Origin of the sequence: Candidatus Pristimantibacillus lignocellulolyticus (assembly GCA_023639215.1) — a bacterium.
Taxonomy (GTDB): Bacteria; Bacillota; Bacilli; order Paenibacillales; family Paenibacillaceae; genus Pristimantibacillus; species Pristimantibacillus lignocellulolyticus.
On the sequence record CP097899.1, the window covers coordinates 1,928,682 to 1,943,473 of the forward strand.

Annotated in this window: 13 protein-coding genes and 1 other annotated feature; all 13 genes read left to right on the plus strand. The window is 41.2% G+C overall.

The genetic code is table 11. From position 1 onward, the window contains the following. Positions 1-210: 210 nt before the first annotated feature. The 13 genes from rlmB to rpoC all read left to right on the plus strand — a co-directional run bounded on the left by rlmB (position 211) and on the right by rpoC (position 14,558). The gene (rlmB, locus tag NAG76_08050; GenBank protein ID URN96167.1) at positions 211-966 is read left to right on the plus strand and encodes a 23S rRNA (guanosine(2251)-2'-O)-methyltransferase RlmB; all 756 of its coding nucleotides are present in this window, start codon (positions 211-213) and stop codon (positions 964-966) included. Position 967: 1 nt separating this feature from the next. Beyond that, positions 968-1,501, plus strand: coding sequence for an NYN domain-containing protein (locus NAG76_08055; protein URN96168.1), 534 nt, complete (start codon positions 968-970; stop codon positions 1,499-1,501). Positions 1,502-1,674: 173 nt separating this feature from the next. Then, positions 1,675-2,331 (plus strand): RNA polymerase sporulation sigma factor SigH, encoded by a 657-nt coding sequence (gene sigH / locus NAG76_08060; GenBank protein ID URN96169.1) that lies wholly within the window; start codon positions 1,675-1,677, stop codon positions 2,329-2,331. A gap of 359 nt (positions 2,332-2,690) precedes the next feature. Further along, on the plus strand, positions 2,691-2,840 hold the full coding sequence (gene rpmG, locus NAG76_08065) for a 50S ribosomal protein L33 (protein ID URN96170.1): 150 nt from the start codon (positions 2,691-2,693) through the stop codon (positions 2,838-2,840). An 18-nt stretch (positions 2,841-2,858) separates the two neighbouring features. Continuing rightward, on the plus strand, positions 2,859-3,068 hold the full coding sequence (secE, locus tag NAG76_08070) for a preprotein translocase subunit SecE (protein ID URN96171.1): 210 nt from the start codon (positions 2,859-2,861) through the stop codon (positions 3,066-3,068). A 23-nt stretch (positions 3,069-3,091) separates the two neighbouring features. Beyond that, positions 3,092-3,625, plus strand: a complete 534-nt coding sequence (gene nusG, locus NAG76_08075; protein ID URN96172.1) for a transcription termination/antitermination protein NusG — start codon at positions 3,092-3,094, stop codon at positions 3,623-3,625. Between the two features lie 69 nt (positions 3,626-3,694). Next, a complete protein-coding gene (gene rplK / locus NAG76_08080; protein URN96173.1) occupies positions 3,695-4,120 on the plus strand; it encodes a 50S ribosomal protein L11 in 426 nt (141 codons plus the stop codon). Between the two features lie 115 nt (positions 4,121-4,235). Beyond that, complete coding sequence (rplA, locus tag NAG76_08085; GenBank protein URN96174.1) at positions 4,236-4,928, plus strand: 50S ribosomal protein L1; 693 nt, start codon at positions 4,236-4,238, stop codon at positions 4,926-4,928. A gap of 23 nt (positions 4,929-4,951) precedes the next feature. Beyond that, positions 4,952-5,107 (plus strand) — a sequence feature (ribosomal protein L10 leader region). A 55-nt stretch (positions 5,108-5,162) separates the two neighbouring features. Continuing rightward, the gene (gene rplJ, locus NAG76_08090) at positions 5,163-5,666 is read left to right on the plus strand and encodes a 50S ribosomal protein L10 (GenBank protein ID URN96175.1); all 504 of its coding nucleotides are present in this window, start codon (positions 5,163-5,165) and stop codon (positions 5,664-5,666) included. Between the two features lie 84 nt (positions 5,667-5,750). Then, entirely contained in the window at positions 5,751-6,116 is a 366-nt protein-coding gene (rplL, locus tag NAG76_08095) for a 50S ribosomal protein L7/L12 (protein ID URN96176.1), read from the plus strand. 109 nt (positions 6,117-6,225) lie between these two features. Next, complete coding sequence (locus tag NAG76_08100) at positions 6,226-6,828, plus strand: class I SAM-dependent methyltransferase (protein ID URN96177.1); 603 nt, start codon at positions 6,226-6,228, stop codon at positions 6,826-6,828. A 375-nt stretch (positions 6,829-7,203) separates the two neighbouring features. Continuing rightward, positions 7,204-10,824: a DNA-directed RNA polymerase subunit beta gene (gene rpoB / locus NAG76_08105; protein URN96178.1), complete on the plus strand. Its 3,621-nt coding sequence runs from the start codon at positions 7,204-7,206 to the stop codon at positions 10,822-10,824. Between the two features lie 107 nt (positions 10,825-10,931). Further along, entirely contained in the window at positions 10,932-14,558 is a 3,627-nt protein-coding gene (gene rpoC / locus NAG76_08110) for a DNA-directed RNA polymerase subunit beta' (GenBank protein ID URN96179.1), read from the plus strand. Positions 14,559-14,792 lie beyond the last annotated feature (234 nt).

Sequence of the window (14,792 nt, forward strand, 5' to 3'; positions counted from 1 at the left end):
TAAAATGAAAGATCAAAACATTTGCTTGTCAGCACCGAGAAAATGCCATAAAGCTAGTGAAGTGAGGAGCGGAGTGTACGTAGTTGGTACACGAGCACCGGAACTAGCGATGAATGGCAGTTTTGATGCCGATTAAGCTACGTTAGCCAATCATCGTGATCACAAGTGAATGTTTTGAACTACCTCTATAGGTAAGAAAGGGTGAACAACATGTCAGAGACTCATAATACAGAAGGTTTAATTGCTGGAAAGCATCCTGTGCTAGAAGCGCTACGCTCAGGTCGTGAAATTAATAAGATATGGATTGCTGAGGGTGCACAAAAAAGTGTAACTGGTTCCATTCTTGGAGAAGCGAAAAAGAATGGAATTATCATTCAATTCGTTGACAAGCGTAAGTTGGATCAACTTGTACCTGGAGTAACACATCAAGGGGTTGTCGCTCAAGCCGCTGCTGTTGATTATATCGAACTGGAAGATTTACTAGCGATCCCAGCACAGAAAGGTGAAATTCCACTATTCATCATTCTCGATGAAATTGAAGATCCGCATAACTTAGGTTCCATCCTTAGAACTGCGGAATGTACTGGAGTGCATGGTGTTATTATTCCGAAACGTCGTTCAGCAGGACTGACAGCAACGGTATTAAAAATATCAGCAGGTGCTGCAGAGCATATCCCGGTTGCTCGTGTAACGAATTTGGCACAAACGATTGAAACGATGAAAGAAGCGGGAGTATGGATCGCGGGTGCAGATGTAGGGGCAACTGCTGATGTATATGCAAATAAATTCGATATGCCACTTGCCTTAGTCATTGGTAATGAAAGTAATGGATTGGGTCGTTTAATTAAAGAAAAATGCGATTTCCTTGTGAAGCTTCCTATGGCTGGACAATTGAATTCTCTAAATGCATCAGTAGCTGCTGGTGTGCTAATGTATGAGGTGCTAAGACAACGTAGAGGTCTATAGTATGATAAATAGGCGAAATGATGTGCTACTTGTCGATGGCTACAATATGATTGGGGCATGGCCTGAACTGGCACGCTTGAAAGATATTGGCTTGGAAGAAGCAAGAGATGAGCTCCTACATATGTTGGCGGATTATCAAGGCTTTACAGGTCTACACGTGTATGTCATATTTGATGCCCATCAAATGCCAGGCATTGGAGCGACATACAATCAGCACAGATTAACGGTCGTCTATACGAAAGAAAAAGAGACAGCAGATGAGTGCATCGAGCGTATTTGCAGTGAGTGGATAAGTCGTAGGCGTAATGTGTATGTTGCAACGTCCGATATGATGGAACAACATGTAATTTTTGGACAAGGTGCTCTGAGGATGACGGCACGTGAATTGCATATCGAAATTAAGCGAAATAATGTCGACATTAAACAGACCATCACTGAACCTGCCACTAAGAAACGTCATTCTATTGATAATCGCGTGTCAGATGAAGTATGGATAAAACTTGAGAAATTAAGGCGTGGCGAGAAGCCAGATTGAGCATATTATTGCCTCATGTCGAAAATTAACCAATAAATTCTAATTATGTTATAGAATATACAGGAAATAGGCTCAGTTTGGTTGACTGAAAAGCCTATTTTCATGTATACTGACTCTATGTTTTGTGCATATAAATCTAGCGGTGTACGCCTTGCAGGCCGGAGGGATGGGGTATGAGTATCGACCTCAAAGAATGGAGTACGCTCGAATATGATAATAATACGGATGAAGAAATTGTAGAAGCTGTCCGTAATGGTGAAAGTATAGCTTTGGAATACTTGATCAATAAGTATAAAAACTTCGTGAGAGCGAAGGCTAGATCGTACTTTCTTATAGGTGCTGATCGAGAAGATATTGTTCAAGAAGGTATGATCGGATTATACAAAGCAATTCGTGACTATAAGGGAGACAAGTTGTCTAGCTTTAAAGCATTTGCTGAACTTTGTATTACACGTCAGATTATTACCGCAATCAAAACTGCTACTCGCCAAAAGCATATTCCTCTTAATTCCTATGTTTCTTTGGACAAACCGATATACGATGAAGATTCCGACCGTACGCTATTAGATGTTATATGCGGTACTAGAGTGTCGGACCCAGAAGAATTAATAATTAATCAAGAAGAATTTTCAGGACTCGAAGATAAGATGGCGGAGATACTTAGTGATTTGGAACGTAAAGTACTTATGCTATATCTAGATGGTCGTTCGTATCAAGAAATTGCTGTTGATTTGAAGCGTCATGTAAAGTCGATTGATAATGCTTTGCAACGAGTAAAACGTAAGCTTGAAAAATACTTGGAAGTTAGAGATACATCAGACCAACTATGACCGCTATCATGTGAATCATACGTAATATATAAATTAATGAACAACGGACTGTCTTTGCTGTCTGAAATTTTCAGGCACCGAAGACAGTCCATTGGTTTAATGAGACAGTAATTGGAATATACTAGATGGACGAGAGTTGATAAAGCTAGAGGTGAAGCAAAAACTAGCGATACAATTTTGAAAAAGATGGTATATTGCACGCCCGAGACAGTTGTTTTGCATTGACATGACGTTTGCCTTATGATAAAGTGTTAAGGTAGGCCTTGGAAAAGGTTTTTTCGTTATGGCGAAATCGACACAGGGCATAGAATTTGAGCTTTTTGCTTCTTATTTTTTAGCAGTTCGGGAGGTGTTATTCAATGCGGGTTATCATCACGCTGGCATGCACAAACTGCAAACAGAGAAACTATGCGACAACTAAGAACAAACGCAATCACCCCGACCGCATCGAGTTGAAGAAGTTTTGCAAGTTTTGTAACGAGCAGACTCCTCATCGCGAGACGAGATAGTCAATGGGAGGTGTGACCGTGACATTTTTGGCGAAAGTGAAACAGAGCTTTAGTACGACGTTTAGTTTTTTTGCTGACAGTTGGGCAGAGTTAAAGAAAGTCCGTTGGCCTAATCGCAAGGAATTAACTAGCTATTCTATCGTTGTGTTGTTGACGGTTGTGGCTGTGACGATTTACTTCTGGCTTCTAGACATCGGGATTTCAGCTCTCGTAAATCTAATTGTCTGAGAAGGCCCAAAGGTGGATTTGTGATGGAAAAAAGATGGTACGTCGTGCACACGTACTCCGGTTATGAGAACAAGGTGAAAGCCAATTTGGAACGTCGCGTTGAATCAATGAATATGGAAGATAAAATCTTCCGTGTCCTTGTGCCAATGGAAGAAGAGATCGTGGAGAAGGACGGTAAGAAAAAAGTCGTCCAACGTAAGGTTTATCCTGGATACGTTCTTGTCGAGATGGTTCAAACTGATGACTCATGGTATGTTGTTCGAAATACACCTGGAGTTACGGGTTTTGTAGGATCTACGGGTTCAGGTTCGAAACCTACCCCGTTGTTGCCTGAAGAAGTGGAACAAATTCTTAAGCACATGGGAATGGATGAGCCTAAGCCGAAGATTGAGTTCGAGCTAAAAGAAACTGTTCGCGTCAAAGTAGGTCCTTTTGCAGACTTTGTCGGATCGGTAGAAGAAATTCTACTCGACAAGGCGAAGCTGAAGGTTCACGTCAACATGTTTGGCAGAGAAACCCCGCTTGAGCTAGATTATACTCAGGTGGAGAAAATCTAATTACTTAGGTTGGTTCTCAAGCAGATGCTCGAGAGAATATCTGTATATCAAGTCAAGGAGGTGTGAATCATGGCAAAGAAAGTCATTAAATTGGTCAAGCTTCAAGTTCCTGCTGGTAAAGCTAATCCAGCGCCACCAATCGGTCCTGCTCTAGGTCAAGCTGGTGTGAACATCATGGCATTCTGTAAGGAGTTTAACGCTCGTACAGCAGACCAAGCTGGATTGATTATTCCAGTTGTTATCACAGTATTCGAGGATCGCTCCTTTACATTCGAAACTAAAACGCCACCGGCAGCAGTATTGCTTCGTGTAGCAGCAGGTATCGAAAAAGGATCTGGTGAACCGAATAAAAAGAAAGTTGCAACGGTTAAACGTGATAAAGTTCGCGAAATCGCTGAAACTAAAATGCCTGACCTTAACGCTGCTTCTGTAGAATCAGCTATGCTTATGGTTGAAGGTACTGCTCGTTCTATGGGTATTACAATCGTCGACTAGTCGTAGATTGTAACTGAAGTAGAGCAGCAACTCGCTTTGTGAAGCTTTGCTTCACAGGTGGGAGGAGTGCATCTTGAATGCTACTCCGTTAAAACCACATTAGGAGGAACTTACAATGGCTAAACACGGTAAAAAGTATGTTGAAGCTGCTAAGCTTATTGATAGCGAAGCTAGCTACGAGCCACAAGAGGCAATTGATCTTGTGAAAAAAACTGCAACAGCTAAGTTTGACGAGTCTGTTGAAGTTGCTGTACGTTTGGGTGTAGACCCTCGTAAGCAAGACCAAGCTGTTCGTGGTGTAGTAGTACTACCACACGGTACTGGTAAAACTAAAAAAGTTCTAGTTTTCGCTAAAGGCGAAAAAATTAAAGAGGCAGAAGCTGCTGGCGCTGACTATGTTGGCGACACAGATATGATCAACAAAATCCAACAAGGTTGGTTCGATTTCGATGTTTGCGTAGCAACTCCAGACATGATGGCTGAAGTTGGTAAACTTGGTCGTATCCTTGGTGGTAAAGGTCTTATGCCGAACCCTAAAGCAGGTACGGTAACATTTGATGTTACTAAAGCTGTTCAAGAAATCAAAGCGGGTAAAATTGAATACCGTCTTGATAAAGCAGGTCAAATCCATGCTCCAATCGGTAAAGTATCATTCGATGCTGAAAAATTGAATGAAAACTTGAAAGCATTGGTAGATGCGCTACTTCGTGCGAAGCCAGCTGCAGCTAAAGGGGTTTACTTGAAAAACATCTCTGTTTCTTCTACAATGGGTCCAGGTGCTCGCGTTAATACTGCTAGCTACCGCTAATTGATAGACAAGAAACATTGAATTAACTTTGAATATGCATACCGTAGACAGTAGGTGCCCTAGTGGCTTAAATATCCTACCGAGGTGTTATGATAGAGCGTTTATAGCATTCAATACTATTGAATAGCGAACGGAATCATGGCCCTTGCTAATCTGCGAGGGCCTTTCTCATGCATCGAGGATAGGATCTCTCTAAATTACACGGGATGTAACAATTAACGGGAGGTGTACAGTTTGGCTAACGCTAAAATTATCCAAAAGAAACAAGAAGCAGTTGACGTGGTAGCTGCGAAGCTTGCTTCCAGCCCAAGTACAATCGTTGCTGATTATCGCGGATTGAACGTTGCTCAAGTAACTGAACTTCGTAAACAGCTTCGCGAAGCTGGTGTTGAGTTCCAAGTTCTTAAAAACTCAATCGTTCGTCGTGCGACTGAAGGTACTGAGTACACAGCGCTTAACGATATTCTTTCTGGTCCTACAGCAGTAGCTTTCAGCGCAGATGACGCTGTTGCTCCAGCTAAAATTCTTAATGACTTTGCTAAGAAAAACGAGGCTTTGAAACTTAAAGGTGGTCTTGTTGAAGGTAAAGTTGTTGATAGTGCTCAAGTTAAAGCTCTTGCGGAACTTCCGTCTCGCGATGGTCTTCTTTCTATGCTACTCAGCGTACTACAAGCTCCAGTTCGCAACTTCGCGCTTGCAGTTAAAGCTGTTGCAGAAAAACAAGAAGCACAAGCTTAATCTTGTTTCATAGATTTACGTTTTAATACTGATGCATTTTGCATCGTAAACCAAAAAAATAATAAAATTACCGGAGGTAATATCATGTCTAATGAACAAATCTTAGAATCAATTAAAGGTATGACTGTTCTAGAATTAAACGATCTTGTTAAAGCTATCGAAGAAGAATTCGGCGTAACTGCTGCAGCTCCAGTTGCAGTAATGGCTGGTGGCGCTGACGCTGGTGCGGCTGCTGCTCAAACTGAATTCGATGTTATCCTTAACAACGCTGGTGCTTCTAAAATCAACGTAATCAAAGCGGTTCGTGAAATCACTGGTCTTGGCTTGAAAGAAGCTAAAGAAGTTGTTGATGGCGCTCCTAAAGCAATCAAAGAAGGCGTTAGCCAAGAAGATGCAGAAGCTATCAAAGCTAAGCTTGAAGAAGCTGGCGCAACTGTAGAAGTTAAGTAATTAACGGATACAATCTTACTTGCTAACTAAATGGCGAGTATAACAGAGCCCCTTGAAGCCTAGGTTTCAAGGGGCTTCTTATATGAACGATTGAAGGTTGGTGAAACGGTTGTCCAATCATTACTATTCAAAGCAACCAACAGTAGCAAGTTCAAAGAAACAACATGAATGGAATTTAAGAGGTTTTAATATTAAGCTGGCCACCGATGCTGGAGTATTTTCGAGATCTGGTGTTGATTATGGTAGTCAAGTGTTAATAGAAGTCATGCAATTTGCTGAGAATGCTACCGTATTAGATGTAGGTTGTGGCTATGGCCCGATTGGAATTACTGCAGCTAAGCTCGCGCCACAAGGTCATATTACAATGATCGACATTAATGAGCGAGCGGTAGAACTAAGCAAAGCTAATGCAAAACAAAATGGAGTAAGTAATGTGACAGTGTTGCAAAGCGATCTCTATGAATCAGTGAACGATCAAAAGTTTGATTGCATTATTAGTAATCCACCGATTCGTGCTGGTAAAGTAGTTGTGCATCGTGTTTTCGAAGAAGGTTATAATTTACTTAATGCTGGTGGTAGTATGTGGATTGTTATTCAGAAGAAGCAAGGTGCCCCTTCAGCATTCGAAAAATTGGAGCAATTATTCGGGGATGTTGAAGAAGTAACTAAAGATAAAGGGTATCGCATTTTCAAGGCAATAAAAGCTAAATAACAATTTCATGAAAATTATACTGAATAAAATCGAAAACATTTGACTTGACATTTCTAATATGTTAGTATTATGGAATGTCAGCATAAAATTGCTTATAATCTCTTTAGTTAACTAAAGTGTCAAGTGCCGAATTGTACGCGATTTGAAATAATTTGGTATTTTTGGAGTAAACAGTAAGAATTTGGGCAAAATTACTTGATATTACCTTCGTTATCGCGTGACGGATGGTTAACTGCCAGAAACATGCTCTTTTTTCGAACGTATTCGATAAGGGCTTTTCTTTATTTTTATGATAACTACAGACATAATGAGTAGTTATCGCAACAGCTGTGGAAATTACGTTGCTGTTAGACAGACATGAGGGGTGAGGTTAAGTTGGCAGGACAACTTGTTCAGTATGGTCGACGTACTCGTAGGAGCTACAGTCGAATCAAAGAGGTGCTGGAAGTCCCGAACCTGATTGAAATCCAACAAAAATCGTATGAGAAGTTTTTGGATAATGACTTAATTGAGTTATTCCAAGATATCTCTCCGATTTCGGACTTTACGGGCAATTTATCGCTTGAGTTTATTGATTACAGCTTAGGTGAACCGAAATATTCAGTCGATGAATCGAAAGAACGGGATGTTACGTTTGCAGCTCCTTTACGTGTGAAAGTACGTTTAATCAACAAGGAGACAGGCGAGGTTAAGGAACAAGAAGTCTTTATGGGTGATTTCCCACTAATGACAGAGACCGGCACGTTTATTATTAACGGGGCGGAACGCGTTATCGTCAGCCAATTGGTACGATCCCCGAGTGTGTATTTCAGCACTAAAGTTGATAAAAACGGTAAAAAAGCATTCACGGCTACTGTAATTCCTAACCGTGGTGCATGGCTTGAACTTGAAACTGATGCTAAGGATATCGTCTACGTTCGTATTGACCGTACGCGTAAAATCCCGGTAACAGTACTTCTTCGTGCGCTTGGATTTGGTACTGATGCTGAAATTCTTGATCTTCTTGGTCATGATGAATACATCAGCAACACACTTGATAAAGACAGCACAGATTCAACAGAGAAAGCTCTGATTGAAATTTACGAGCGTCTTCGTCCAGGTGAACCGCCAACATTGGATAACGCTAGAAGCTTGCTAGTTGCTCGTTTCTTCGATCCAAAACGCTATGATTTAGCGAATGTTGGTCGTTACAAGATTAATAAGAAGCTTCACATTAAGAACCGTCTTTTCAATCAACGTCTTGCAGAAGATTTGATTGATGCTTCGACTGGTGAAATTGTTGCTGAAAAGGGACAAGTGATAGACCGTCGTATTCTAGACCAAATTCTTGATCGTCTTGAATCAGATATCGGCTTCAAAACATATTCCGTTGGTAACGGTGTGTTAGAATCTCATGATATTCCGCTTCAAACGATTAGTGTGTACGCTCCTAATGATGAAAGCAAAATCATCAAAATTATCGCTAACGGTATTATTGATAAATCTGTTAAGCATATTACGCCTGCAGATATTATCTCTTCTATCAACTACTTCCTTAACTTATTACAAGGTGTAGGCGATGTAGACGATATTGACCATTTAGGTAACCGTCGTTTGCGTTCAGTTGGCGAATTGCTACAAAACCAATTCCGTATCGGTCTTTCTCGTATGGAACGTGTTGTTCGTGAGAGAATGTCGATTCAGGATGCTAATGCTATAACGCCTCAAGCGTTAATTAATATTCGTCCTGTAATTGCATCAATTAAGGAGTTCTTCGGATCTTCTCAATTGTCTCAATTTATGGACCAAACAAACCCACTAGCGGAATTGACGCATAAGCGTCGTCTATCTGCACTAGGACCTGGTGGTTTGACGCGTGAACGCGCTGGCTTTGAAGTGCGTGACGTTCATAACTCTCACTATGGTCGTATGTGTCCGATTGAAACGCCAGAGGGACCAAACATCGGTTTGATCAACTCCTTATCAACATATGCGCGTATCAATGAATATGGATTCATTGAAGCTCCATATCGTTGGGTTGATCCTGAAACAGGCATTGTAACAGAGCGTATCTCTTACATGACTGCCGATGAGGAATATAACTATATCGTTGCACAAGCGAACGCACCGCTTACAGAAGATAGCAAGTTTGCTGAAAAAGAAACGATTGTACGTTTCAATAAGCAAGCAGATAACATCTTAACGATGCCAAGTAACCGTGTTGACTATATGGACGTATCGCCTAAGCAAGTCGTTTCCGTTGCGACAGCGTTGATTCCATTCTTAGAGAATGATGACTCCAACCGTGCGCTAATGGGATCGAACATGCAACGTCAAGCAGTGCCTTTGCTTATTCCTAGATCACCACTTGTTGGTACTGGTATGGAGCATAAGGCAGCAAAAGACTCAGGTGTATGTGTAGTATCCAAATTCGATGGTGTAATCGAACGTGCTACAGCTAATGAAATTCTTCTTCGTCGTGTAGAAATCGTAGACGGTAAGGAAGTACAAGGTGATCTAGTTAGACATAAGATTCACAAATTTATGCGTTCTAACCAAGGTACTTGTATTAACCAACGTCCACTAGTTCGTAAAGGTGATATCATCAAAAAAGGTGATATTCTTGCGGATGGTCCTTCTACTGAGAAGGGTGAATTGGCTCTAGGTCGTAACGTGGTTGTCGCGTTTATGACTTGGGAAGGTTATAACTATGAGGATGCTATCCTTCTTAGTGAAAAACTAGTTAAAGAAGATGTTTATACATCTATCCATATTGAAGAGTATGAATCTGAAGCTCGTGATACGAAGCTTGGACCAGAGGAAATTACTCGTGATATTCCTAACGTTGGTGAAGATGCACTTCGCAACCTTGATGAGCGTGGTATTATCCGCGTCGGTGCTGAAATCAATTCTGGTGACATTCTAGTTGGTAAAGTTACGCCTAAAGGTGTAACGGAACTTACTGCTGAGGAACGTCTACTACATGCGATCTTTGGTGAGAAAGCTCGTGAAGTTCGTGATACTTCTCTACGTGTACCGCATGGTACAACTGGTATCGTTGTTGATGTTAAAGTATTTACTCGTGAAAATGGCGATGAGCTTCCACCGGGAGTTAATCATCTAGTACGTGTGTACATTGCTCAAAAACGTAAAATATCTGAAGGCGATAAAATGGCGGGACGTCACGGTAACAAAGGTGTCATCGCACGTATTATGGCAGAAGAAGATATGCCGTTCTTACCAGATGGAACTCCAGTAGAGGTTGTTCTTAACCCACTAGGTGTACCATCACGTATGAACATCGGTCAAGCGCTAGAGGTTCACTTAGGTATGGCTTGTAAATTACTTGGAATTCATGCTGCAACTCCAGTATTCGATGGTGCCAATGAGAATGACGTCTTCGATACTATGGAAGAAGCTGGAATGAATCGTAATGGTAAAACTATACTTTATGATGGACGTACTGGTGATGAGTTCGAACGTGAAGTTACAGTTGGTGTCATGTACATGATCAAACTGGCCCACATGGTTGAAGATAAAATCCATGCTCGTTCTACTGGTCCTTACTCACTTGTTACGCAACAGCCACTTGGAGGTAAAGCTCAATTTGGTGGACAGCGTTTCGGTGAGATGGAGGTTTGGGCACTTGAAGCATATGGTGCCGCTTATACACTACAAGAAATTCTTACTGTTAAATCCGATGACGTTGTTGGTCGTGTGAAAACATACGAGTCAATCGTAAAAGGTGAAAATGTTCCAGAACCAGGTGTTCCAGAATCATTCAAAGTATTGATCAAGGAGCTTCAAAGTTTGGGTATGGATGTTAAGATCCTATCGGAAGACGAAGAAGAGATCGAAATGAAAGAGATGGATGACGACGATGACGGCACAAGCGAAAAGCTTAACCTAGACGACGTTGAAGTTGATGCATTCGAAACTGCTCCTGTAGTTGCTAGTAGTTCAGAATCAGAAGATGATGAATTTACTGAAGAAGAAGATAATCTTGATTTAGCATAATTTCACAAAGCACAAACTAAGCTTCAGTCAGTGTAGAGAATACTCTCGCTGATTGAAGTTTGGTGCTTAATAAGACATAGTCATACATGACGAAGGAGGGTTGCTCCTTGTTGGACGTGAACAACTTCGAGTATATGAAAATTGGTTTGGCATCGCCAGACAAGATTCGCTCATGGTCCCGCGGAGAGGTTAAAAAGCCGGAAACCATCAATTATAGAACGTTGAAACCGGAGAAAGAGGGTCTTTTCTGTGAAAAGATTTTCGGACCAACAAAGGACTGGGAATGTCATTGCGGTAAATACAAACGTGTACGTTATAAAGGTGTAGTTTGTGATCGCTGTGGTGTTGAAGTCACTCGTGCTAAAGTACGTCGTGAACGTATGGCACACATTGAATTAGCAGCGCCTGTTACTCATATTTGGTACTTTAAAGGTATTCCAAGTCGTATGGGGCTAGCGCTAGATATGTCTCCTCGTTCTCTAGAAGAGATTATCTATTTTGCATCATATGTTGTAACTGATCCTGGTGAAACTCCACTTGAGAAAAAACAACTATTGTCCGAGAAGGAATATCGTAGCTACCGTGAAAAATACGGTTATGGTTTCCAAGCAGGCATGGGTGCTGAAGCTGTTAAGAAATTGCTTCAAGATATCGATATTGAAGGTGAACTTGTAACGTTGAAGGAAGAATTGCGCACTGCTCAAGGCCAACGTCGTAATCGTGCGATTAAACGTCTTGAAGTAGTAGAAGCATTCCGTAATTCCGGTAATATGCCTGAGTGGATGGTTATGGATGTACTTCCTGTCATTCCTCCAGAACTTCGTCCGATGGTTCAACTAGATGGTGGCCGTTTTGCTACATCTGACTTGAACGATCTGTATCGTCGTGTTATTAACCGTAATAACCGCCTAAAACGTCTTCTTGATCTTGGTGCTCCTGATATTATCGTGCAAAATGAGAAACGTATGCTTCAAGAAGCTGTTGATGCATTGATCGATAATGGTCGTCGTGGCCGCCCTGTAACGGGTCCTGGTAACCGTCCTTTGAAATCATTGTCTCATATGCTTAAAGGTAAACAAGGACGTTTCCGTCAGAACTTACTAGGTAAACGTGTTGACTATTCTGGTCGTTCGGTTATCGTTGTAGGTCCTAACTTGAAAATGTACCAATGTGGTCTACCAAAAGAAATGGCGCTAGAATTGTTCAAGCCTTTCGTTATGAAAGAACTTGTTAACAAAGGTCTAGCACATAACATTAAGAGTGCTAAGCGTAAAGTTGAGCGTGTAAGTGGAGAAGTTTGGGATGTGCTTGAAGAAGTTATTAAAGAGCATCCGGTTCTTCTAAACCGTGCCCCAACCTTGCATAGACTTGGTATTCAAGCTTTTGAACCGATCCTTGTTGAAGGTCGCGCAATTAAATTGCATCCATTAGTATGTACAGCTTATAACGCTGACTTCGATGGTGACCAAATGGCGGTTCACGTTCCATTGTCTGCTGAAGCGCAAGCTGAAGCGCGTATGCTGATGCTAGCTTCTGGTAACATCTTGAACCCTAAAGATGGTAAACCAGTAGTAACACCGTCTCAGGATATGGTTCTAGGTTCATTCTACCTTACAATGGACAACAAAGAAGCTAAAGGTAGTGGCGGTATTTATGCTACGGTGAACGAAGTAGTTTCTGCTTATCAACGTGGTGCTGCAGCTCTTCATGCTCGTATTGTTATCCCTGCTAAAGCATTGAACAAATCAAGCTTTACAGACAAACAAAACGCAGCGCTTCTTTGCACAACAATAGGTAAAGTAATTTTCAACGAAATATTCCCATCTGAATTCCCATATATCAACGAAGCTACTAAAACTAACTTGATAAATGGTATTCCTGATCACTATTTCGTGTACGAAAAAGGTGCTGACCTACAAAAAATTATGAATGACTTCCCGATAGCTCCTGCAGTTGGTAAAGACTACCTAGGAACAATTATCGCGGAATGTTTCCGTAAATATCACACAACTAAAACGTCTGTCATTCTAGACTTGATCAAACAACTTGGTTTCACTTACTCTACTAAAGCTGGTATTACTATCGGCGTAGCTGATATTATCATTCCATCTGAAAAAGCTGGAATCATGAAACTTTCAGAAGAAAAAGTAGCAACAGTTATGAACCAATATCGTCGTGGTCTTATTACGAATGAAGAGCGTTATGACCGTATCATTAGCATTTGGAGTAAGTGTAAGGATGAAATTACAGATGTCCTAATGAAATCTATGGACCGCTATAATAACATCATGCTTATGGTTGACTCTAAAGCCCGTGGTAATAAATCTCAAATTACACAACTAGGTGGTATGCGTGGTCTAATGGCCAATCCATCTGGTCGTATCATTGAGTTACCGATCAAATCTAACTTCCGTGAAGGCCTTACAGTACTAGAGTACTTTATCTCTACGCATGGTGCGCGTAAAGGTCTTGCCGATACAGCGTTACGTACAGCCGATTCAGGTTACCTGACTCGTCGTCTAGTTGACGTAGCACAAGATGTAATCGTTCGTGAAGAAGATTGCGGTACTGATAAAGGCTTTATTGTTAGCAAAATTCAAGATGGTAAAGAGGTTATTGAAGACCTATTTGACCGTATTGAAGGTCGCTATTCATTCGAAACGGTTCGTCATCCGAAAACTGGAGAAATTCTAGTTAACCGTAATGAACTTATCGATGCAGATAAAGCTGAAACAATCGTTGAAGCCGGTGTTGAAAAGCTTCAAATTCGTTCTGTACTTAGCTGTCGTGCTCGTCACGGTGTATGTAAAGTATGTTATGGTCGTAACCTTGCTACTGGTAAACATGTTGAGATTGGTGAAGCGGTTGGTATTATCGCAGCTCAATCTATCGGTGAGCCAGGAACACAGTTGACAATGCGTACGTTCCATACGGGCGGTGTAGCCGGAGATGATATTACACAAGGTCTTCCGCGTATCCAAGAACTATTCGAAGCACGTAATCCTAAAGGTCAAGCGCTTATTTCTGAGCTTGATGGTGTCGTGAAGAAAATTCACGAAACAAAAGATCGTCGTGTTATTGAAATTCAAGGTGAAGCAGAATCCAAAGAATATCCTGTTACTTACGGATCTCGTATCCGTGTAACTGAAGGTCAGCATGTTGAAGCCGGAGATGAACTTACTGATGGTTCTATCGACCCTAAAGATATGCTTCGTATCAAAGGTATTCGTGGCGTTCAAAACTATATTCTACAAGAAGTACAACGCGTATATCGTAACCAAGGTGTAGAAATCAATGATAAACACATTGAGGTTATGATTAAGCAAATGCTACGTAAAATCCGTATCGTTATTGCGGGTGATACTACTCTATTACCAGGTTCATTCGTGGATATGCATGAATATGAAGCGGCGAACTTAGATGCAATTCTTACGGGTAAAGATCCAGCTATTGCTAAGCCTGTATTACTTGGTATTACTAAAGCATCTCTTGAAACTGATTCCTTCTTGTCTGCCGCATCATTCCAAGAAACAACACGTGTTCTTACTGATGCAGCGATTAAAGGTAAAGTTGACCAATTGCTTGGTCTTAAAGAGAATGTTATTATCGGTAAGCTAATCCCTGCCGGTACTGGTATGCAACGTTACCGTAACATTCGCTTTGCAGGTATTGAAGAGAATGCTGGAACAGCGGTTCTTTCAGATGAGCAAAGTGAAGCGATTGCTGTAGAATAAGCTTAATTGCTGTTAAATCAAGCGGTAGATTTTCATCACGTTTACGTGTATGGAGGTCTACCGCTTTTTTATTGCAATGAAAAGTTGTATCATTCTGAATTAATCAAGTAAAGAGTTCGTCGACTGCTTGACATAACCTATTACTTAATGTTAATATATCGTAGTGCGCCTAGTGGTCGGGTATGGGTATATGCAACTTCATTATGAACCGCCTGGATCTGTGGGCTTGAATAT